This window comes from Pantoea sp. UBA5923 (assembly GCF_002431095.1).
Lineage (GTDB): Bacteria > Pseudomonadota > Gammaproteobacteria > Enterobacterales > Enterobacteriaceae > Pantoea > Pantoea piersonii.
Window position 1 is genome coordinate 185,425 of the sequence record NZ_DJDN01000010.1, and the last position, 19,744, is coordinate 205,168.

Below are 19,744 nucleotides of genomic sequence, written 5' to 3' on the forward strand. Positions count from 1 at the left end.
GTGTGCAGGACAGAATTAAAACGTGTTTTACTGAAAGTATTCAAACCCAGATTGCCGCCGCGGAAGCGCTGCCGGATGCCATTTCCCGCGCCGCGATGACGCTGGTGCAGTCGCTGCTTAACGGCAATAAAATTCTCAGCTGCGGTAATGGCGCATCGGCCGCCAACGCGCAGCATTTCGCCGCCAGCATGATTAACCGCTTCGAGACTGAGCGTCCCAGCCTGCCTGCGCTGGCGCTCAGCGCGGACAACGTGATGCTGACGGCGATCGGCAACGATCGTCAGCACGATGAAATCTACGCCAAACAGGTGCGCGCGCTGGGTCAGACCGGCGACGTCCTGTTGGCGATCTCCACCCGCGGCAACACGCGAGATATCGTCAAAGCGGTAGAAGCCGCGGTTACCCGTGATATGACCATCGTTGCGCTCACCGGCTATGACGGCGGCGAGCTGGCAGGCCTGTTAGGCCCGCACGACGTGGAAATTCGCATCCCGTCGCACCGTAGCGCCCGCATCCATGAGATGCATATGCTGACGCTGAACTGTCTGTGCGACCTGATTGATAACACCCTGTTTCCACACCAGGAATGACTGAAGGAGCAAACATGAAAGCATTGAATGCTGTCGCCATCCTGTTAACCGCCATGCTGTTGCAGGGCTGCGTCGCCGTTGTCGCCGGCGGCGCGGCCGTCGCCACCAAAACCGCCACCGATCCGCGCACCGTAGGCACCCAGGTAGATGACGGCACGCTGGAGTTGCGCGTCAGCAACGCGCTGGCGAAAGATCAGCAGATTAAAACCGACGCGCGCATTATCGCCACCGCTTACCAGGGCAAAGTGCTGCTGACCGGCCAGGCGCCGTCGCAGGACATCGCCAGCCGCGCTAAGCAGATCGCCATGGGCGTAGATGGCGCGACCGAGGTCTATAACGAAATTCGCATCGGCCAGAAAGTGAGCCTGGGCACCTCGTCCTCCGATACCTGGATCACCACCAAAATCCGCTCGCAGCTGTTAGGCAGCGATCAGGTGAAATCGTCGAACGTGAAGGTGACGACCGAGAACGGCGAAGTGTTCCTGTTAGGTCTGGTGACGCAGGAAGAGGCGAAAGCCGCGGCGGATATCGCCAGCCGGGTCAGCGGCGTGAAGCACGTCACTACCGCATTCACCATGCTGAAGTAACAGGCAAAGAAACAGAACGGGCGGCCTGAGCCGCCCGTTTTTTATACCGGTATATCAATCACCAGCGCCCGCGTCGCGGTTTTCGCCCGCAGCCGAATCTGCTGCTCCTCCTGCAAAAACGCCCCGTCGCCGCAGCCCAGCTTCTCCTGCCGCTCGCCTGAAGTCACCGCCTCCAGCGAACCGTGAATCGACTGCAGATAGGCGCGCGGCCCGCGCAGCGTCAGCGACTGTTCTTCGCCTGGCGCCAGCAGCAGCTGATGAACCCACACCTGCTGACGCAGCTGCAGGCTGTTGCCCGCGCCGTCCGGCGAGGCGATCAGCTGCAGCTTGCCGCGCTCCGACAGCGCAATCTTTTGCAGCGTCGGGTTTTCACGCTCGGGACAGGCCGCCAGCCAGAGCTGCATACGCGTCAGCGGCTGGTCCTTGCGCAGGTTGATTTCGCTGTAGCTGACGCCCTGCTGCGTGGCGAGCAGCAGCGCTTCGCCCTCGCGCGCGACGATATGGTTGCCTTCGCTGTCGCGGTACTCTGCCTCGCCCTGCAGCACGATATTCAGCACGTCGACCTGCGGATAGGTGCGCGGCTGAAAGGCGGCCCCTGGCGCCAGCACTTCCTGATTCAGCACCCGTAGCGAGGCATAGCCCATGAGTTTGGGATCGAAATAGTGACCAAAAGAGAAACTGTAGCGTGCCTGCAACCAGCCGAAATCGGCCTGGCCGCACGCGGACGCGCTGCGCGTCGTTATCATAATTTACCTCCAGCTCGCTGCGGCAGAGAGCGGCCGCAGACCTGATACCCATTATGGTAAAAGGCTGGACGCCGTATTGTTAGCCAGTTAATCTGCCGTGCATATTCAAATTTCCTGAAAGAGAGTTCGGATGGCTAAAGAGCGTGCCTTAACCCTAGAAGCGTTGCGCGTGATGGATGCGATCGATCGTCGCGGCAGTTTTGCGGCGGCCGCGGATGAGCTGGGGCGTGTGCCATCGGCGCTCAGCTACACCATGCAAAAGCTGGAAGAGGAGCTGGACGTGGTGCTGTTCGACCGCTCCGGCCACCGGACGAAATTCACCAACGTCGGGCGCATGCTGCTGGAGCGTGGACGCGTGCTGCTGGAGGCGGCGGACAAGCTCACTACCGACGCCGAAGCGCTGGCGCGCGGCTGGGAAACGCATCTGACTATCGTTACCGAGGCGCTGGTGCCGACCGACGCGCTCTTTCCGCTGGTGGAGAAGCTGTCGGAAAAAGCCAATACCCAGATTTCGCTGGTGACTGAGGTGCTGGCGGGCGCGTGGGAACGGCTGGAGCAGGGCCGCGCGGATATCGTTATCGCGCCCGATATGCACTTCCGCGCCTCGACCGAAATCAATACCCGTAAGCTCTACACCATGATGAGCGTCTATGTCGCCAGCGCCGACCACCCTATCCATAACGAGCCGGAGCCGCAGTCGGAAGTGACGCGCGTGAAGTATCGCGGCATCGCGGTAGCCGATACGGCGCGCGAGCGCCCGGTTCTGACGGTGCAGCTGCTGGATAAACAGCAGCGCCTGACGGTGAGCAGCATGGACGACAAACGCCGCGCGCTGCTGGCGGGCCTTGGCGTCGCCACTATGCCCTATTCGCTGGTGGAGAAGGATATCGCGGAAGGTCGGCTGCGCGTCGTCAGCCCGGAATATACCCGCGAAGTGGATATTATTATGGCGTGGCGACGCGACAGCATGGGCGAAGCCAAAGCCTGGTGCCTGCGCGAAATCCCGCGTCTGCTGGCGAAAAAAAGCTAAACGCGTTCCTGCTCCAGTCGGCCCTCAGGCTGGAGCCTAATTTTACAGCCGCCCCAGACACTCAATGGCCACCGCCTTGAATTCAGCGAAATCTTTGCTGTCGCGCAGCCGGGCTACAGCCCTTTCGCGTAAAAAAGTCACGAACAGGTCGTAGATCGCCATCGCTTCTTCATACTCGCTTTTGCTGATCGCCAGCAGAAAGATCACCGAGGCGGTATCCTCTCCCCACGCAATACCCTGCGGCGCCAGCACCGTGTAAACCACGGTCTTTTTCGCCAGCAGGCCGAGCGAGTGCGGCAGCGCAATGCCTTCGCCCAGCATGGTGCTGACGATCGCCTCGCGCTCCTCGACCGAGGGATAAAAGCTCGCGTCAACAAAGCCTTCCGCCTCCAGCCGATCGCACAGCTGACGAAACAGCTGCGACTGCGTCATCGGCTTATCGACAATCAGGAAGTGCTGCGCGTCGAAGAACTTCTCCAGCATATAGGGCCGGGTGCGATCCACCAGCACCAGCTTGCCGATCTGCTCCAGCTGAAAGCCGGTGGGGAACGGCGATATCACCACTACCGGCTTATCCTTCTCGCTCAGGCGCGTGGTGGAGATAACGAAATCTTCGTCGATGCGCGTGCGCTCCTCATATTCGCGCTGCGACAGGCGCCCCGTGACCTGCAGCTGCGGATACTTGCGCAGCAGCATTGCCTCAATCATCCGCAGCGTCGAGTTGCCGCTGTCGCACACCAGCAGCACCTGCGGGTGGCGCTGGTAACCGACGTCGTAGTGGCGCTCCAGCCCGACGCCGATATGCAGCACCAGAAAGCCGATTTCGTTTTCGCTGATAACGTAAGGCGTATATTTGCCCCAGCTGGAGACCGCCGACAGCGTGACGTCATAGGCCATAGGGTAGTGCTGCTTAATATTGCCCAGCAGCGGGTTTGGGATATGGATCTGGTAACGCACGCGAGTGATCATGGTTTTAATATGCGTCAACAGATCGGCGCGCAGCTGCTCGTCGCCCTGCAGGTTGTAGTTATAGTGGGTATTGATATAGCTGAGCAGATAGTCCACCAGCGCGTCGGCGTCATCGGCGTTGATGGCGCTCGGCGCGACCTCCTGCATCTGGCGCGCCGCGATATTGACGCGCAGCCACCCCTCTTCCGCCGGCGATACCGGCTTGCCCACCAGCGGCCGCAGCAGATTAATCAGCTCGTGCGCCGCCTCGCGCACGTCGAGACCGACATCCTCCGCGCCGGGATCGCTGAGCGGATACCCTTCGCTGATGCGCCGCACCGCCACGGCGCAGTAAAGGCGCAGATAGCGCTCTCCCTCATCGCTGAGGCGAACGTTGTGGCGCGACAGGCACTGCTGCAGCAGCGGGCGCAGCGTCTCCAGAATGTTGCTGTGCAGCGCTTCGATGGTGATAAGCGGGCTGTCGGCCTGTTCCTGATCGATCTGCCACAGCAGATCGGTTAAGCAGGTACGGATCGCCACTTCGCTGCCGAACAGCTTCATGCCGTAATGAGGTTTGCTTTCGATATTCAGGTGATAGCGCGCCAGCCATTCGCGCACCTCGGTCATATCGTTTTGCAGCGTGGCGCGGCTGACGAACCACTCATCCGCCAGATCCTCCAGTTTGAGCGACCAGGCGGCGGTCAGAAAGCGCGTCAGCATATAGCGCACCCGCTCGGCGGAGGTGCGCGGCACGCGCAGCGGCGAGCGTTTTTGCAGCTCCAGCCGCTGGAAACGCTGCGCATCCTCGATTTTTAGCTGATACCCCTCGCCGCGGCTGAGCACGAACTGCGCGCCATACTCCTCCAGCAGTGCGTTGAGCGCGCTGATATCGGCGCGTACGGTGCGCGTTGAAACGGCGAAGCGCCGCGCCAGCTCATCCTGAGGCAGCGTTTCGTTTTGCAGGGCGTCAAACAGCTGTGCAAGGCGTTGATTAGGAAATCTCAAAGCGGTTCTACCTGTTACGGCGCTGGCATGCATTCAGCGGCATCATGTCGAAAAATAGCAGCCTAAAGCGAACGGCGCGTTACGTCCAGGCAAGCGCCGACGCCCTGTGAAGCGCGCCGGCGCGATGGTCGTTACGGCAGCAGTTTTTTGCAAATCGCCAGAAGCTGGCGTACATCTTCCACCCGCGTATCGCCGCTGGCGGGATCGATAATCGAGCTGTAGACGTGCGGGATGATTTTACTGACGCCTGCCTCCAGCGCGATCGTCAGGATCGCTTCGACGTTATCGAGATCGATGCCGCCGGTCGGCTCCAGCCAGAAGTCATGCGCCGCGCACGCCTGGGCGACGGCGCGATACTCATCGACCGCCTTCAGCCCGCCCATCGGGAAATATTTCACCGAGCTGCCGCCCATATCCTTCAGCAGCGCGATGGCGCTGTCGATCGGCACCAGGGCGTCGCTGCTCTGCGAGCTTAGCGGGCCGGTAGAGATTTTTACCAGACCCGGCGTGCCGGTCGGCGAAATCAGCCCGTTAACCACGGTTTGCGACTGGCCGAGCAGCGCGCGGCTGGCGCCGACGCCGGTGAATACCTGGTTAACGTGCTGCGGCTGCAACACGGCGGAAATCTCGCTCACCATTTTTGACTGGTTCGGATCGCCCGCGCCAAGTCCGACCGAGAGCGCGTTATCGATCAGCGCGGCATATTCGCGCATATCGGCGATAGCCGCCTCGTTGCTGCTGTAGTTTTTCGACAGCACCCCTACCAGCACATGCCCTTCCGCCGCTTCCCAGATGGCGCGCGCGTTTGCTTTCGATCCGGCCAGCACGTTAAGGCACAGACGATCCTGATAGAAATTTGGGGTCAGCTTCATGCGGTTTTTTCTCCGTTCAACAGCGCCTGAATCGAGGTGAATATGGTGTGCAGCTGCTCAGCGCTGACGCTGCGGACATCCGCCTCGATAATGCCTTCATTGGCTTTGTAGCCGCGAAAATAGATAGCGGTCTCGCCGTTCTTCAGCGCCTGAACGATATCGCCAGTACGCTGACCGATAGCCGCCTCGTCGAATTTGATCTCGGCGCGGGCGATATCGCGCCCTGCCGCGTCCCAGACTACGCGCGCGCTAACGCCGCGCAGCTGGTTGAGATGGTCGATAAAGGGCGTCATCTTCTCCACCATCTGCGCGCCGCTCACTTTTTCCAGCCGCAAATAGTTTTCAATCGCCTGCGTCAGGCCGAGGATCCCCTCCTTGCCCACCTTCATCGCCCGGCCGATACCGTTGCTCTGCCGCTTCACCCATTCAACATACTGCTGTCGGCCGATCACTAGCCCGCTGGTCGGCCCTTCAATCGCCTTCGCGCCGCTGTAGATCACCAGATCGGCACCGTACTGGTAGTAGCACTGCAGATCCTCTTCGGCGGCCGCATCGACGATCAGCGGGACGCCATGCTTGCGCGCCACCGCCGCCGCCTGCTCGACGCTTAAATGACTTTTTTGCACGCAGTGGTGAGATTTAACGTAGAGGATCGCAGCGGTTTGTGGAGTGATCGCCGCCGCCAGCTGCTCAGGCGAACACTCGTTGCTGTAGCCCGCTTCCACCAGGCGGCCGCCGCCCAGCGCCACCATGCTGCCGACCGGCGCACCAAAATTGACGTTATGGCCTTTCGGCACCACGATGTCGTGCGGCACCTCAAGCGGCGCGGCGTGCAGGTTATCCAGCAGCCAGTCGCTCTCTTTCACGATGACCGCCGCGACGCACTGCGCAATGCCCGCCGAGGCGCAGGAGACCACTACCGCGTTTTCGACATTCAGCAGCCGGGCAATATAGGCGCCGGTCTTGTTGACCAGATCTTTCATTTCAAAATAGTGGCTGAGGCCGGTCTGAACGGTATCGACCACCTCAGCCGAGGGCGTAGAGACGCCGAGGATCGTCATGCGGCCCGAGGCGTTGATAACCGGCTTCAGGCCATATTTTTCATAGATCGAAGACATTGGCTTTCCCTTCTTCTGTCAGGAACCACTCGCCCGCCACCACGGCGGCCAGCGGCGTAAGATGTTTCTCCCCGGTGACCTGTTCGCCTTCGGAATCAACAAACAGGCGGGGCGCTTCTGTGACGCTGAAAATGGTGAGTTCGGCGTCAAAACCCGCCTCCAGACGCCCTTTTTGCGTCAGATGCAGCCCATCCGCCGCTTTCCAGGTAACGCAGTCGATCACCTGTGGCAGCGTCATGCCGACGCTGAAAAATTTCGACATGACGTGCGCCAGGTTATGCACCGGGCCGTTGAGACGGTTGCGGCAGTAGATATCCGAGCTGATGGTGTCAGGCAGAATGCCCTGCGCGATGGCGACGCGCGCCACCTCAAAGCTGAAGCTGGCGCTGCCGTGGCCAACGTCCATCTTCACGCCGCGCGCGATAGCCTTTTGCACCGACGCCTTGAGTTCCCCCTGCGGCGTCAGCACGCGGTTGGGCTTGCCGTTAAAGCAGTGGGTGATGATATCGCCTGCGGTGAGCCGGTCGGCGATCTCCGCCAGATCCGGCGGGTTATTGCCGATATGCACCATAAGCGGCAGATCCCCGACCCGCTTCTGGATCGCTTTGGCTTTGATCAGCGGCTGAATGCCGTTCTCGCCGACCACGCTGCTGCTCATGCGCGCCTTCAGGCCGACGATAAAGTCAGGCAGTCGCTCGACCGCTTTCTGCACCGCGTCGCCGTCGATCTGTCGCATATCCGCCAGTTCGTTCTGCGTCACGATGCCAGTGCGCGCAATATTGATTAGCGCGTAAACCTGCGTGCTGGCCGCACGCGTAATGGTATAGAAATCATCAATATGGTCTGCGCCGGTGCTGCCTGCGTCGATCACCGTGGTGACGCCGGTGGCGACGCCGATGGCGTCCGCCTCGTCATGATAGATGGGCGATTTGGGGTAGCAGTGCACATGAGAATCGATCCAGCCTGCGCTGACGTAATAGCGCCCGGCCAGATCGCGCTCGCTTTTTGCTTCGCCCTGCACGCTGTCGGCGACGACGGCGATTTTCCCGTCCTGAAGAGCGATATCCACCAGCCGCTCATCCGTCAGCCTTGCGCGACGAAGAATCAGATCGAACATAGCGTCTCCTTAACGCGGCGGCCCGCTGACGAGCCGCCGCCAGTTTCAGATAGCGATCGGAAAGATCGCGCCGAGGATCATGGCGCCCAGGATCGCGCCGCCGGTGATCGGCTTGTTCCACAGGTAAAACAGCAGCGCGCCGAGCAGCGAGCCAAGCCCGATAGGAATCGAAGCTGCCATAGCGGAAAGGATGATCAGCGGCCCCAGAAAGCGGCCGGAGGCGTTGCCTGCGCCCATCATGACGTCTGCGCCGTAGGTAGAGTCGCTCTGGTTAATGGTGAACTTGCGCGCCAGGATGATGATGTAGCCGATAGCCAGGCCAATCACCAGGCCCGTCGCCAGCGAGGCGGCGAAATTCGCCACCGGGAAGACGATGCCCGCCCCGAGCAGCAGCGCCGGAACGCCCAGGCCAACGCCGGTCTGGATGGCGCCGCCGATGTCGAGGATGCCCACCAGCGAGCCTTCGATGATGCGCGCAAACAAAAAACTCGCGCCGAAGGCCGCTACTGCGCCATAGACGCCGGTTTCCATGCCGGCGCGCAGCATAGAAACAAACGCCACTTCATTAAACGCGCCGATGCCGTAGAGGTAATACATATGCGTACCGGCGAATACGCCCGCCGAGAGCAGGCCGACGAAGATCGGGAAAGACCAGTCGGCGTACCAGAAGCCTTTATTTTCAGTCATATCGTTAGCCTTACTTGCCGCTCAGAGAGTTGTGGATCATGTCGAGCCAGCCGGGAATGCCTAACTGGAACGACTGCAACAGCTTCATATCAAAACCGCGGAAGAAGCCGCTCAGCACGAACAGCAGCACAATCGCCGCCATCATTACTTTGGTGACTTTGTTCCAGCCGCTCTCTTCGACGCCTTTGCCGATCAGAATGCCAAGCACCAGCCCCGGTACGGCGTTGCCCATGATCAGCTGCGCCAGGCCGCCGAAAATCGTCGCCCAGAAGCCCGATTTTTTTCCGGCGTCGATCGCCGCCAGCCAGAAGATCACCGGCATGACGGTGTTAACCAGCAGGTTAGCTGCCGGCACCAGCACTTTTACCGCGGTCACCTGCAGCGCGGCGGGGACGGCCGACGCGGTGGAGTTCAGGAAGGCCACGACGATCATGCCGATAATGCCGCAGGCGATGGCCATCTTTTTCGGGTCATGCAGGGTTTCGGCCAGGTTGCGGTTTTTAACCATCAGCGCGGCCGCGCCCCAGTTGGGAATGATGCGGTGGTCGACGTCCTGAGTGAAGGAGCCTGCTGCGACGGAAGATGCCCAGGCATTGAAGAAAAAGCCGAGACCAAAGGAGAAATGCGAGGCGGGATCGCCCTCACAGGAGTTGAGCTCGCCCAGCGTACGGAACGCGCCCATGCCCTGCGACGTCGGCGCGTGGAACATGCGCGCCGCACCGGCGCCAACGCCCACACCTACCAGCCCCCCAATGATCAACGACTTAAACAAAATAATTAAAAACATGTTTTTTTACCTTTGTTGTCGTCTGTTTTTACGGTGCCGCCGTGAATGTCACCTGCCCGGTATCAATCACGGTGACGCTGACGGAAATTTCCAGCTCGACGCTGTAGTTCCGCCGCTGGCGCGCCAGAAAGAAGAACAAAAACTTCTCCGTTCTGACGCTCTCCTGCGCGCGCAGCACCCGAACATCCAGGGGTTCAATGCGCAGCAGAATGTTTTGCGTCGCGCGCAGAACCTGGTTCTGCACGTGACTCAGGGCATCGGCAAACGCCTTCTCTTTACTGTCGCCTTTGCCCTGCACCGTCACCTGAGTAACGTATTGTTCTTTCATAATCAGCTGCCATGCTTCTTGTTCCAGGCCTGCACCAGCCGCTCACCTAACTCTTCTTTGTCCATAAAGCCGAAGCCAAGCACGTTGGCCCCTTCGTTGATAGCGGTGACGCCTTCGTCAACGGAGCGCATGCCGTGGCGCGCTTTGTAGCCATATTTGTTCTGGGCGGTGATGGCGCCCGCGCCGCCGCTGCCGCAAAAAGAGATGCCGAAGTCGGCGTTTTCCGCCTTCATCACATCGCCCAGCTTCATGTCCGCCGCGACGCCCGGTACGACGACGGCGCGCCCGCCCGCTTTTTCTACGCCTGCGGCCACTTTCTGTCCTTTACCTAAACGATCGCCAATCACTACGGTCACCATGATTATTTCCTCTTTATACAATTAGTTAGAACGAGCCACTTCTATATGGACGGAGAGAAGCCAGGCCTCTTCGCGCGGCAGATTGCCGAACAGATCGACGATCTGCTGCGCCAGCTGCATGGTTTCCGGCGAAATATCCTCAAACAGCTCCTCTTCCACCTCCGGAAGCGGTTCGCCAGTCAGCGAGCGCTGCGCCATGGCGCGGACGTGCGAAGCCAGCATCTGCTGCTGCACCGCGTTCGGCTCTATATCGTGTCGGGCATAGATCGCCGCGATTTGCGCCATGACCTTGTCGGCCAGGGCCTGAATCTCTTCCGGCGTTGCCTGCCGTACCGAAGCTCCGTTGCTGCTCACCTTGCTACTCCTGTTCACGAAAATTCGCGTTACGAATAAATTACGGCGTGGCGCGGCGGAAGTGCAGACGCACTTTTTCCGCATGGAAGTGGAAATCGCAGGGCAGGCTGTGCGCCAGATCGCAGGACGCATGGATTGTGTGACAGAGGCCGCGTTATGCGTGGTTTGCGCCCGATTGCGTCGTTAAAAAAGAGATGTGCGCACGTCCTGCGGCGCGGCGCGCATCAGGAGCGGATTGGGATAAGAAAATATGATGACGATGCGAAGCCGGTCACGCAGACCGGCCCGATAGATCAGCGGAATTTTTTATGGTTGGCGTTGCGAATATCCGCCAGCTTCTTCGCTTCGGATTTGGCGCCGTCCAGGTTGTTGGCTTTCGCCAGCTCGTTAACCACGTCGATCTGCGCAATCAGCGAGTCAAGCCCGGCGTGGTAATCCTTGATCGACGCGCTGTCGGCCGGCTGGCCTTCAAGCTTTTCCGGCGTCGATTTTTTAGCATCCTGCGCAGCCTGACGCATCTCGCCCAGCGCTTTCTGCATCGTCTGCGCGTCGCTGGTTTTCATAACGGTATTCAGCCCGTCTTTCAGGGTATCCATATCATTTTCTAAATCCGCCGCGTAAAGGCTGGCGCTTCCGAACAGCAAAGAGAGAGACAACATAGCAATCACATGCTTACGCATCGGTATATCCTTTTTTATTGTGGGTAAAAAAAAAGCAGCCAGAGCGGCTGCTTTCAGGAAGCGAGTTTTCTTATTGTCCGGCGATTTTCATCTCCGGCAGCAGCACCGAACCACATTGTATGTTGCTGCGGGTTTCAATGTCGTTACCGACCGTGACTATATTTCGCCACATCTCCTTGAGATTTCCTGCAATAGTGATCTCGCTCACAGGATACTGAATCTCGCCGTTCTCAACCCAGTAGCCAGCCGCGCCGCGCGAATAGTCGCCGGTAATGGCGCTGACGCCCTGTCCCATCAGTTCGGTAACGACCAGGCCGCGTCCCATTTGCTTCAGCAGGTCGTCAAAGCTGCTGCCCTGCCCGGCGATGCGCCAGTTGTGAATGCCGCCCGCATGACCGGTACTTTTCAGGCCCAGCTTGCGCGCCGAGTAGCTGGTCATCAGCCAGGTTTGCAGTACGCCATCCTTAATGATGTCGCGCGCCTGGGTACGTACCCCTTCGCTGTCGAACGGCGTTGACGCCAGGCCTTTTAACAGATGCGGATGCTCCTGAATCGTGAGCCACTCCGGCAGGATCTGCTGGCCCAGCGCATCGAGCAGGAAAGTCGATTTACGGTAGACGCTGCTGCCGCTGATGGCACCGACCAGATGGCCGAACAGGCCGGTGGCGACTTCCGGCGCGAAAATAACCGGCGCTTTCATGGTGGAGAGCTTGCGCGGCGCCAGGCGCGACAGCACGCGACGCGCGCACTCTTCGCCGACCCAGTCGGGACTTTTCAGATCTTCAAAAGCGCGGCCGATGGTGTAGGCGTAATCGCGCTCCATATTGCCGTCCTGCTCGGCGATAACGCAGCTGGAGAGCGAATGACGGCTGGAGCAGTAGCTCTGCAGCATGCCGTGGCTGTTGCCGAATACCTTAATGCCGACGTGGCTGTTGAAACTGCCGCCTTCGGTATTGGTGATGCGCGGATCCGCCTTCAGGGACGCCTGCTCCGCCTGGGCGGCGAGCTCGATGGCGCGATCGGCGTCGATCTCCCAGGGGTGATAGAGATCGAGATCCGGCGCCTCGAACGCCAGCAGATCGGCATCCGCCGGTGCGGCGTAAGGATCCGCCGAGGTGTAGCGCGCAATATCGATCGCCGCCTGCACGGTGCGTTTGATCGCTTCCGGGCTGAGATCGGTGGAGGAGGCGCTGCCCTTGCGGTTCTGGTGATAAACGGTGATACCGAGCGCGCCGTCGCTGTTGAACTCGACGTTCTCCACTTCGCCGTAACGGGTGCTGACGCCGATTCCGGTGGTTTTGGTCACTGCCACTTCCGCGCCGTCGGTGCTGGCTTTCGCCAGATCGAGCGCCTGCGCCACTGCCTGTTCCAACACTTTTCGCTGTTCTGCAACCTGAGTAGATACGTTCATCGGCCTGCCGTCTAATCTTATGTATGAAAGTTTTGAGTCTATCAGAGTCAGAGAACAATTTCGCAGTCACCCGATAAACTGATAGGATTAGCCTCTTTTTTTAGGGGAGCCCAGAAAATGACCAAACAGCCCGATGAGTGGCTCGACGATGTGCCGGATAATCAGGAAGAAGATGATGAAGAGATTATCTGGGTCAGTAAAAGCGAAATTAAACGCGACGCTGAAGAGCTGAAACGCCTGGGTGCCGAACTGGTCGATCTGGGCAAGAACGCCCTGGAGAAGATCCCGCTGGATGAAGAGCTGCTGGCCGCTATCGAACTGGCGCAGCGCATCAAAAAAGAGGGCCGCCGTCGTCAGCTGCAGCTGATCGGCAAAATGCTGCGCTCCCGCGACGTTGACCCGATCCGTCAGGCGCTCGATAAGCTGAAGAACCGCCATAACCAGCAGGTTGCGCTGTTTCACAAGCTGGAAGCGCTGCGCGATCGTCTGATCGATCAGGGCGACGAGGCGATGAACGAGGTGATTACGCTTTATCCCCACGCCGATCGTCAGCAGCTGCGCAGCATGATCCGCAACGCACAGAAAGAGAAAGCGGGCAACAAGCCGCCGAAATCGTCACGTCAGATTTTCCAGTATCTGCGCGAGCTGGCGGAAAGCTAAGCGGCGACGGGCGAAGATGCCCGTCCGAAAGCGAAGGCTAACGCAGCAGACAGATCACTGCATAAACAAGCGCCCGTTTCAGGGCGCTTGTTCTTTCAGGCGAGGCGATCCAGCAGTTTCTGATGGATGCCGCCAAATCCGCCGTTACTCATGACCAGGATCGAATCGCCCGGTTGAGCGGCTTTCGCCACCATCTCGACCAGCGTATCGATGTCAGCGCTCCAGTGTGCGGGCGGCATGCAGGCTTCAGCAACGTCAGAGACCTGCCAGGGAATATGGTGCGGCTGGAACAGAAAGACCTCGTCCGCGCGCGCCAGCGATGGTGCCAGATCGTTTTTGCTTACGCCCATTTTCATGGTGTTGGAGCGCGGCTCCAGCACCGCCAGGATACGCGCTCTGCCGCCGACTTTGCTGCGCAGCGCGGATAAGGTCGCCAGAATCGCCGTCGGGTGATGCGCGAAGTCGTCATAGACCTTAATGCCGTTCACTTCGCCGCGCAGTTCCAGACGGCGGCGCGCGTTGATAAAGCTGTCCAGCGCCTGCGCCGCGTCTTCCGGTTTGACGCCGACGTGACGCGCAGCGGCGATCGCCATCAGGCCGTTATGCATGTTGTGCTCGCCTACCAGCGACCAGTTCACCTCGCCAGCTTTCTCGCCGTCGAGCAGCACTTCCCAGCGCGAAGCGTCCGGCGTCAGTTTCTTCGCCTGCCAGTGACCGCCTTCGCCAACGCTCTCCTGCTCGCTCCAGCAGCCCATCGCCATCACCTGGCGGATATTGTGATCGTGCTCCGGCAGCAGGATTTTGCCCTGGCCCGGCACGATACGCACCAGATGGTGGAACTGCTTCTGAATGGCGCGCAGATCGTCGAAGATATCCGCGTGATCGAACTCCAGATTGTTGAGGATCAGGGTGCGCGGGCAGTAGTGAACGAATTTGGAACGCTTGTCGAAGAAGGCGCAGTCATATTCATCCGCCTCGATGACGAAGAATGGACTTTTTCCTAATTTTGCCGAGACGTCGAAGTTGCCGGGCACCCCGCCGATGATAAAGCCAGGCTCCAGTCCGCACGACTCCAGAATCCAGGCTACCATACCAGAAGTGGTTGTTTTACCGTGAGTTCCTGCTACCGCCACCACCCAACGATCGCGCAGTACGAAGTCATGCAGCCACTGCGGGCCGGAGAGGTAGGGAATATTGCGCTCCAGTACCGCCTCTACGCAGGGGTTGCCGCGCGTCATGGCATTGCCGATGATAACGAGGTCCGGCGCGGGATCGAGCTGGGAGGCGTCGTAACCCTCTGTTAATTCAATGCCCTGCTGCTCAAGCAGCGTGCTCATCGGCGGATAAACGTTGGCGTCCGAACCGGTCACCTGATGGCCCAGGGAACGTGCCAGCATCGCCAGACCGCCCATAAACGTGCCGCAAATCCCAAGGATATGAATGCGCATAACAAGATCCATTACTCAAAAGTTCGGCGCACAGTGTAACCCCGCTCGCAGAGTTAAGAAACGGATTAGGACTATGGTTTTTGAAGTTCAATCGGCTAAACTGCGTACGCAAACGTTGGCGGTTTGACAGGCAGGCTGCCACTCCATCGAAGATTCAGGGAATGTGTTATGAAAACGTTAGGCGAATTTATCGTCGAGAAACAGCACGACTTTCCTCACGCTACAGGTGAACTGACGGCGCTGATTTCCGCTATCAAGCTGGGCGCGAAAATTATCCATCGCGATATTAACAAAGCTGGCCTGGTGGATATTCTCGGCGCAAGCGGCGTTGAAAACGTCCAGGGCGAGCAGCAGATGAAGCTCGATCTCTTCGCAAACGAGAAGCTTAAAGCGGCGCTGAAAGCGCGCGGCATCGTGGCGGGGATCGCCTCGGAAGAAGAGGACGAGTTTGTAATCTTCGAAGGAGTAGAACACGGTAAATATGTGGTGCTGATGGATCCGCTGGACGGCTCCTCAAATATCGACGTTAACGTCTCTGTTGGCACCATCTTCTCTATCTATCATCGCGTCAGCGCCCCTGGCACACCGGTAACCGAAGCGGACTTTATGCAGCCGGGCCACAAGCAGGTGGCGGCAGGTTACGTGGTGTATGGCTCCTCGACCATGATGGTCTATACCACCGGCTGCGGCGTGCACGCCTTTACTTACGATCCGTCGCTCGGCGTCTTCTGCCTGAGCCACGAGCGCATGACCTACCCGCCGACGGGCTACACCTACTCCATTAACGAAGGCAACTATATTCGTTTCCCGCAGGGCGTGAAGAAATACCTGAAGTTCTGCCAGGAAGAGGATCATGCCACGCATCGTCCTTATACCTCGCGCTATATCGGATCGCTGGTAGCGGATTTCCATCGCAACCTGCTGAAAGGCGGCATCTACCTCTATCCGAGCACCGCCAGCCACCCGAACGGCAAGCTGCGCCTGCTCTATGAGTGCAACCCGATGGCGTTCCTCGCTGAACAGGCGGGCGGCAAGGCGAGCGACGGCGCGAACCGTATCCTCGACATCCAGCCGGAAACCCTGCATCAGCGCTGCCCGTTCTTCTGCGGCAACAACGCAATGGTGGATGACGTTGAGCGCTTCCTGCGCGAGTACCCGGACGCGGCGCAGTAAGTTCGCTAACGTGTAAGATGGCTGCGTTCTGCGTGCTGATTGACGCGGAATGACAAGGGCGCGAATATCGCGCCCTTTTCTTTTACGCCGTTTCCAGACGGAACAGCGATACCGTGGACTGCAGATGTTGCGACTGCGCCTCCAGCGACTGCGTAGCTGCCGTGGCCTGTTCGACCAGTGCCGCGTTCTGCTGCGCCACCTCATCCATCTGCGTCACCGCCAGATTAACCTGCTCAATACCGCGGCTCTGCTCATCCGACGCCATGGAGATCTCTTTCATCAGCGTCGTAACGCGCATCACCTCGCTGGAGATCTCATCCATGGTTTCGCCCGCGCGCGTCGCCATATCGCTGCCCTCTTTCACCCGCGTCTGCGACTCGGAAATCAGCCCGCGGATCTCTTTCGCCGCGTTGGCGCTGCGCTGCGCCAGGGTACGCACTTCATTCGCCACTACGGCGAAACCGCGTCCCTGCTCGCCGGCGCGCGCCGCCTCTACCGAGGCGTTGAGCGCGAGTATATTGGTCTGGAAGGCGATGCTGTCGATGACGCCGAGAATATCGCCGATGCGGTTCGCGCTGTCGGTAATTTCCTGCATTTTTTCCATTACATAGCAAACTACTTCCGCGCCGCGATCGGCCGTGTCCGAAACGCTGTTCGCCAGCTTATGCGCCTGCTGCGCGTTGGCGGCGTTAAGGCGTACCGTGGCGGTAAGCTGTTCCATGCTGGCCGCCGTCTGCTCCAGCGACGCCGCCGACTCCTCGGTGCGCTGGGAAAGATGCACGTTGCCCGCCGCCAGCTCGCGGCTGCCGACGTCGATCTGCTGGCTGGCGTCGAGCACCTGACTCACCTGCACGCGCAGCGCCTGCTGCATCTCGCCGAGCGCGCGGTTAAGGCGGCCCAGCTCGTTGTCGCCCGGAGGCGGCAGCGTCTGCGAGAGATCCCCTGCCGCAACCTGTTCCAGATGCGCAATGGCACCATCAAGCGGCAGCAGCAGCAGGCGACGCATCAGCACCCAGGCCAGCACGAACAGCAGCAGCGTCAGCGCCACCGCTGCGCCGATCAGCGCCTTCATAAAAGCTTCGTTTCTGGCTGCCTGCGCCAGCTGCGCGTCGGTGACCTGATCGGCATAGCTGCCGAACGCCTCTACCGCGTTGCTGTAGTTAAGCGCCAGCTTAGCGAGATTGCCTTCCAGCACGCTGTAATATTCATCGGTATACTGTTTTTCCAGCGCGCTCATGATGGGCGTAATGCCCTGCGCCAGATAGGCGTTCCAGGTGGCGACCACCTCATCGGCCAGCTTTTTGCCCTGCGCCGTCACCGTCCCGGCTGCAATAAAGGCCTTCATGCTGTGCTGCGACGCCTGCACGTCAGCCTGCGCCTGCTTCACCGAGGCGGCGCCCTCGTCCAGCAGGCCAATCTCGATTTTGCGCACTGCCAGCGCGGCGGTGGCGCGCGCGCGCATCAGATCGCCGTTGCTTTGATAGAGCGCGTTGAGTTCGATACCCTGAATGCGGTTAATAACATCCAGCGATCGGTTTCCTTTGTTAATGGCAATGATCCCCATGACGCTGACCGCCAGCAGCAGCAGAGTCATAAAGGCGAGTAAAGCTAATAGTCCTGTGCGTAGTGAGAGCTTATTCATGATGTTGTTTTCCGTTTGCTTATATAAAGGCAGAGAATCCAGCAGCCCTAAAACGTACAAGTTATCGGCAGTTGCGCAGGGAAACTTTATCGCTATTGATGGTCATTCACCTGATCATCACCCAGGCTTAGCCCTTTCAGAAAAAGGATCGCAGGAATGAAAATAGGGATTGCCGCCGCAGGCTTGCTGGTATGCGCCTTCGCGCAGGCGCAGCAGAACCCGGTCGACGAGGCGCTTAAAAACTGTCTGAATGACGCCTCCACTACCCTGGCGATGGTGAACTGCTACGGCCGCGCCAGCCAGGGCTGGGACGGCGAGATGAACGCGCAGTATGCGCAGCTAATGAAGCAGCTCAGCGGCGAGCCAAAAGAGAAACTGCGCAGCGCGCAGCGGCAGTGGCTGGCTTATCGCGACAGCTGGCAGGCAGCGAGCGCGGCTTATTTCACCCGCACGCAGGGCTCGCTGGCGCAGGTTTCGCTGGCGGCGCAGGGCGTCGATCTGGTGCGCAATCAGGCGCTGATGCTGCGGTCGCTGAATAAAGGCAGTTGCGCCCGCGACGCCGATTGTTGATTAATGGGGGGTATCTCTTACTCACGCGCTGGCGCTGGCCAGCGCATCCATCTTTTTTCAGGGAGAAATCATGGCTGCGTATGCCTCTACCCTTATTCTTATCGGCCTCGCGGTCCTCAGCTATTTCGTTCACAACAGCGCGGTCACTATCTCTATTCTGATCCTGCTGGCGATCAAGCTCACGCCGCTGTCGCAGTTTTTTCCCTACGTTGAGAAACAGGGCATCCAGCTCGGCATTATTATCCTGACGGTCGCGGTTATGGCGCCGCTCGCCAGCGGTTCGCTTCCCGCCTCCTCGCTGCTGAAGTCTTTCGCCAGCTGGCAGTCGATCGTGGCGATTCTGGTGGGCATTTTCGTCGCCTGGCTGGGCGGGCGCGGCGTCAGTTTTATGAGCGCGCAGCCGTCGGTGATCGGCGGCTTATTAATCGGTACGGTGATTGGCGTCGCCTTCTTCCGCGGCGTGCCGGTCGGACCACTGATTGCTGCGGGGATCGTCTCGCTATTTGTGGTCGCGAAGTAAGGCGAGGAGCATTCCGAAAGGTCAAAATTGGGGCATACTTTCACAGGCAGTTGGCTATAATAGCCGACACACAACATGTGACTATTGAAGGAATGCCCGATGAGTTTGAACCAGGTGCCTGCAGGTAAAGAACTGCCAGAAGATCTCTACGTTATCATTGAGATCCCGGCCAACGCCGATCCGATCAAATATGAAGTCGACAAAGAGTCTGGCGCCCTGTTCGTGGACCGTTTCATGTCCACGGCGATGTTCTATCCGTGCAACTACGGCTACATCAACAACACGCTGTCGCTGGATGGTGATCCGGTTGACGTGCTGGTTCCAACCCCTTATCCGCTGCAGCCGGGCTCCGTGATCCGCTGCCGTCCGGTTGGCGTGCTGAACATGACCGACGAATCAGGTCAGGATGCGAAAGTGGTCGCTGTGCCGCACACCAAGCTGACCAAAGAGTACGATCACATCAAAGATGTGAACGACCTACCGGAACTGCTGCGCGCGCAGATCACCCATTTCTTTGAGCACTACAAAGATCTGGAAAAAGGCAAGTGGGTGAAAGTTGACGGCTGGGCAGACGCCGAAGCGGCGAAAGCTGAAATCGTTGCCTCTTTCGAGCGCGCGCAGAAGAAGTAATCTGTCGCCGACCGATATAAAAACACCGTCCCCTGGACGGTGTTTTTGTTTACAGCGGTCAGAATTCTGTGGGTGATATGGCCCACCTGCAGAAAAAAACACCGTCCTCTGGACGGTGTTTTTGTTTATGCGTCTGACGGTGGATCGTCGCGCCTTAGCCAGTCGCCGCTGGCGATGCGCTGACGCCCTTTAACCGGCCGCTGGTAGACGTAGAGCCATGCGCTGCCGTAAGGCGTTTGCATCAGCTGACGTTTGTATTCGCCAGCCTTTGTGCGCAGTGCATCCAGCTCACCCAGCGTAGTGGCATCGATGCGGTAAACTTCACAATAGACGGTTCCTTCGCCCGGGATCACGCCCGGATAATGGCCAAGACTGTAGAGCTCATAGCCCTCAATCTGCATATCCCCCAGCCATTGCGCATTCGTCATCCAGTGACTGTTTCCCTGTTTGCGCCGTAAACTGCCGTAGACAATTATTCGCAT

At 59.3% G+C, this 19,744-nt stretch carries 23 protein-coding genes; 8 read left to right on the forward strand and 15 right to left on the reverse strand.

What is annotated here, in order from left to right; translation table 11 throughout:
* Positions 1-2 precede the first annotated feature (2 nt).
* Together diaA and dolP are read left to right on the forward strand one after the other, a co-directional pair.
* Entirely contained in the window at positions 3-590 is a 588-nt protein-coding gene (gene diaA, locus B3797_RS02060; protein ID WP_311790248.1) for a DnaA initiator-associating protein DiaA, read from the forward strand.
* 14 nt (positions 591-604) lie between these two features.
* On the forward strand, positions 605-1,177 hold the full coding sequence (dolP, locus tag B3797_RS02065; protein WP_120454955.1) for a division/outer membrane stress-associated lipid-binding lipoprotein: 573 nt from the start codon (positions 605-607) through the stop codon (positions 1,175-1,177).
* A gap of 41 nt (positions 1,178-1,218) precedes the next feature.
* Here the strand turns inward: dolP and B3797_RS02070 are convergent, their stop codons facing one another.
* Positions 1,219-1,923, reverse strand: coding sequence for a pirin family protein (locus B3797_RS02070; protein WP_311790249.1), 705 nt, complete (start codon positions 1,921-1,923; stop codon positions 1,219-1,221).
* A gap of 130 nt (positions 1,924-2,053) precedes the next feature.
* Between B3797_RS02070 and B3797_RS02075 the strand changes: the two genes are divergently transcribed.
* Positions 2,054-2,953, forward strand: a complete 900-nt coding sequence (locus B3797_RS02075) for a LysR family transcriptional regulator (RefSeq protein ID WP_120454959.1) — start codon at positions 2,054-2,056, stop codon at positions 2,951-2,953.
* 42 nt (positions 2,954-2,995) lie between these two features.
* On the opposite strand, the gene B3797_RS02080 is transcribed toward B3797_RS02075, so the two are convergent.
* The 11 genes from B3797_RS02080 to pmbA form a co-directional block, all read right to left on the reverse strand.
* Complete coding sequence (locus B3797_RS02080; protein WP_120454961.1) at positions 2,996-4,906, reverse strand: BglG family transcription antiterminator; 1,911 nt, start codon at positions 4,904-4,906, stop codon at positions 2,996-2,998.
* Positions 4,907-5,037: 131 nt separating this feature from the next.
* Positions 5,038-5,778, reverse strand: a complete 741-nt coding sequence (gene dagF, locus B3797_RS02085; RefSeq protein ID WP_311790250.1) for a 2-dehydro-3-deoxy-phosphogluconate aldolase — start codon at positions 5,776-5,778, stop codon at positions 5,038-5,040.
* Positions 5,775-6,896, reverse strand: coding sequence for a DgaE family pyridoxal phosphate-dependent ammonia lyase (locus tag B3797_RS02090; RefSeq protein ID WP_311790251.1), 1,122 nt, complete (start codon positions 6,894-6,896; stop codon positions 5,775-5,777). The genes dagF and B3797_RS02090 overlap by 4 nt, the downstream gene beginning before the upstream one ends.
* Positions 6,880-8,013, reverse strand: coding sequence for an amidohydrolase/deacetylase family metallohydrolase (locus tag B3797_RS02095; protein ID WP_311790252.1), 1,134 nt, complete (start codon positions 8,011-8,013; stop codon positions 6,880-6,882). Before B3797_RS02095 ends, B3797_RS02090 begins: the two co-directional genes overlap by 17 nt.
* Positions 8,014-8,058: 45 nt before the next feature.
* On the reverse strand, positions 8,059-8,700 hold the full coding sequence (locus B3797_RS02100) for a DUF4310 family protein (protein WP_120454968.1): 642 nt from the start codon (positions 8,698-8,700) through the stop codon (positions 8,059-8,061).
* A gap of 10 nt (positions 8,701-8,710) precedes the next feature.
* On the reverse strand, positions 8,711-9,487 hold the full coding sequence (locus B3797_RS02105; RefSeq protein WP_311790253.1) for a DUF4311 domain-containing protein: 777 nt from the start codon (positions 9,485-9,487) through the stop codon (positions 8,711-8,713).
* Between the two features lie 28 nt (positions 9,488-9,515).
* The gene (locus B3797_RS02110; protein ID WP_311790254.1) at positions 9,516-9,815 is read right to left on the reverse strand and encodes a DUF4312 family protein; all 300 of its coding nucleotides are present in this window, start codon (positions 9,813-9,815) and stop codon (positions 9,516-9,518) included.
* Positions 9,816-9,817: 2 nt separating this feature from the next.
* Entirely contained in the window at positions 9,818-10,180 is a 363-nt protein-coding gene (locus B3797_RS02115; RefSeq protein WP_096072111.1) for an SFCGS family glycine-rich protein, read from the reverse strand.
* Between the two features lie 15 nt (positions 10,181-10,195).
* Positions 10,196-10,528, reverse strand: a complete 333-nt coding sequence (locus tag B3797_RS02120; RefSeq protein ID WP_240629457.1) for a glycine dehydrogenase — start codon at positions 10,526-10,528, stop codon at positions 10,196-10,198.
* 293 nt (positions 10,529-10,821) lie between these two features.
* Positions 10,822-11,208 (reverse strand): cytochrome b562, encoded by a 387-nt coding sequence (gene cybC / locus B3797_RS02125; protein ID WP_311784521.1) that lies wholly within the window; start codon positions 11,206-11,208, stop codon positions 10,822-10,824.
* A gap of 70 nt (positions 11,209-11,278) precedes the next feature.
* The gene (pmbA, locus tag B3797_RS02130) at positions 11,279-12,619 is read right to left on the reverse strand and encodes a metalloprotease PmbA (protein ID WP_311784520.1); all 1,341 of its coding nucleotides are present in this window, start codon (positions 12,617-12,619) and stop codon (positions 11,279-11,281) included.
* A 117-nt stretch (positions 12,620-12,736) separates the two neighbouring features.
* On the opposite strand from pmbA, the gene yjgA reads away from it, so the two are divergent.
* Positions 12,737-13,279 (forward strand): ribosome biogenesis factor YjgA, encoded by a 543-nt coding sequence (gene yjgA / locus B3797_RS02135; RefSeq protein ID WP_120454979.1) that lies wholly within the window; start codon positions 12,737-12,739, stop codon positions 13,277-13,279.
* A gap of 95 nt (positions 13,280-13,374) precedes the next feature.
* Here yjgA and mpl read toward each other — a convergent pair whose 3' ends face one another.
* A complete protein-coding gene (gene mpl, locus B3797_RS02140; RefSeq protein WP_126690403.1) occupies positions 13,375-14,727 on the reverse strand; it encodes a UDP-N-acetylmuramate:L-alanyl-gamma-D-glutamyl-meso-diaminopimelate ligase in 1,353 nt (450 codons plus the stop codon).
* A gap of 168 nt (positions 14,728-14,895) precedes the next feature.
* Between mpl and fbp the strand changes: the two genes are divergently transcribed.
* A complete protein-coding gene (gene fbp, locus B3797_RS02145) occupies positions 14,896-15,900 on the forward strand; it encodes a class 1 fructose-bisphosphatase (RefSeq protein WP_120454983.1) in 1,005 nt (334 codons plus the stop codon).
* An 82-nt stretch (positions 15,901-15,982) separates the two neighbouring features.
* Here the strand turns inward: fbp and B3797_RS02150 are convergent, their stop codons facing one another.
* Positions 15,983-17,542, reverse strand: coding sequence for a methyl-accepting chemotaxis protein (locus B3797_RS02150; protein WP_311790255.1), 1,560 nt, complete (start codon positions 17,540-17,542; stop codon positions 15,983-15,985).
* A gap of 156 nt (positions 17,543-17,698) precedes the next feature.
* On the opposite strand from B3797_RS02150, the gene B3797_RS02155 reads away from it, so the two are divergent.
* The 3 genes from B3797_RS02155 to ppa all read left to right on the forward strand — a co-directional run bounded on the left by B3797_RS02155 (position 17,699) and on the right by ppa (position 19,262).
* On the forward strand, positions 17,699-18,112 hold the full coding sequence (locus B3797_RS02155; RefSeq protein WP_311790256.1) for a lysozyme inhibitor LprI family protein: 414 nt from the start codon (positions 17,699-17,701) through the stop codon (positions 18,110-18,112).
* 70 nt (positions 18,113-18,182) lie between these two features.
* A complete protein-coding gene (locus tag B3797_RS02160) occupies positions 18,183-18,632 on the forward strand; it encodes a DUF441 domain-containing protein (RefSeq protein WP_311784517.1) in 450 nt (149 codons plus the stop codon).
* 99 nt (positions 18,633-18,731) lie between these two features.
* A complete protein-coding gene (ppa, locus tag B3797_RS02165; protein ID WP_120454990.1) occupies positions 18,732-19,262 on the forward strand; it encodes an inorganic diphosphatase in 531 nt (176 codons plus the stop codon).
* Positions 19,263-19,387: 125 nt separating this feature from the next.
* On the opposite strand, the gene B3797_RS02170 is transcribed toward ppa, so the two are convergent.
* Positions 19,388-19,744, reverse strand: a complete 357-nt coding sequence (locus tag B3797_RS02170; protein ID WP_033792318.1) for a gamma-glutamylcyclotransferase family protein — start codon at positions 19,742-19,744, stop codon at positions 19,388-19,390.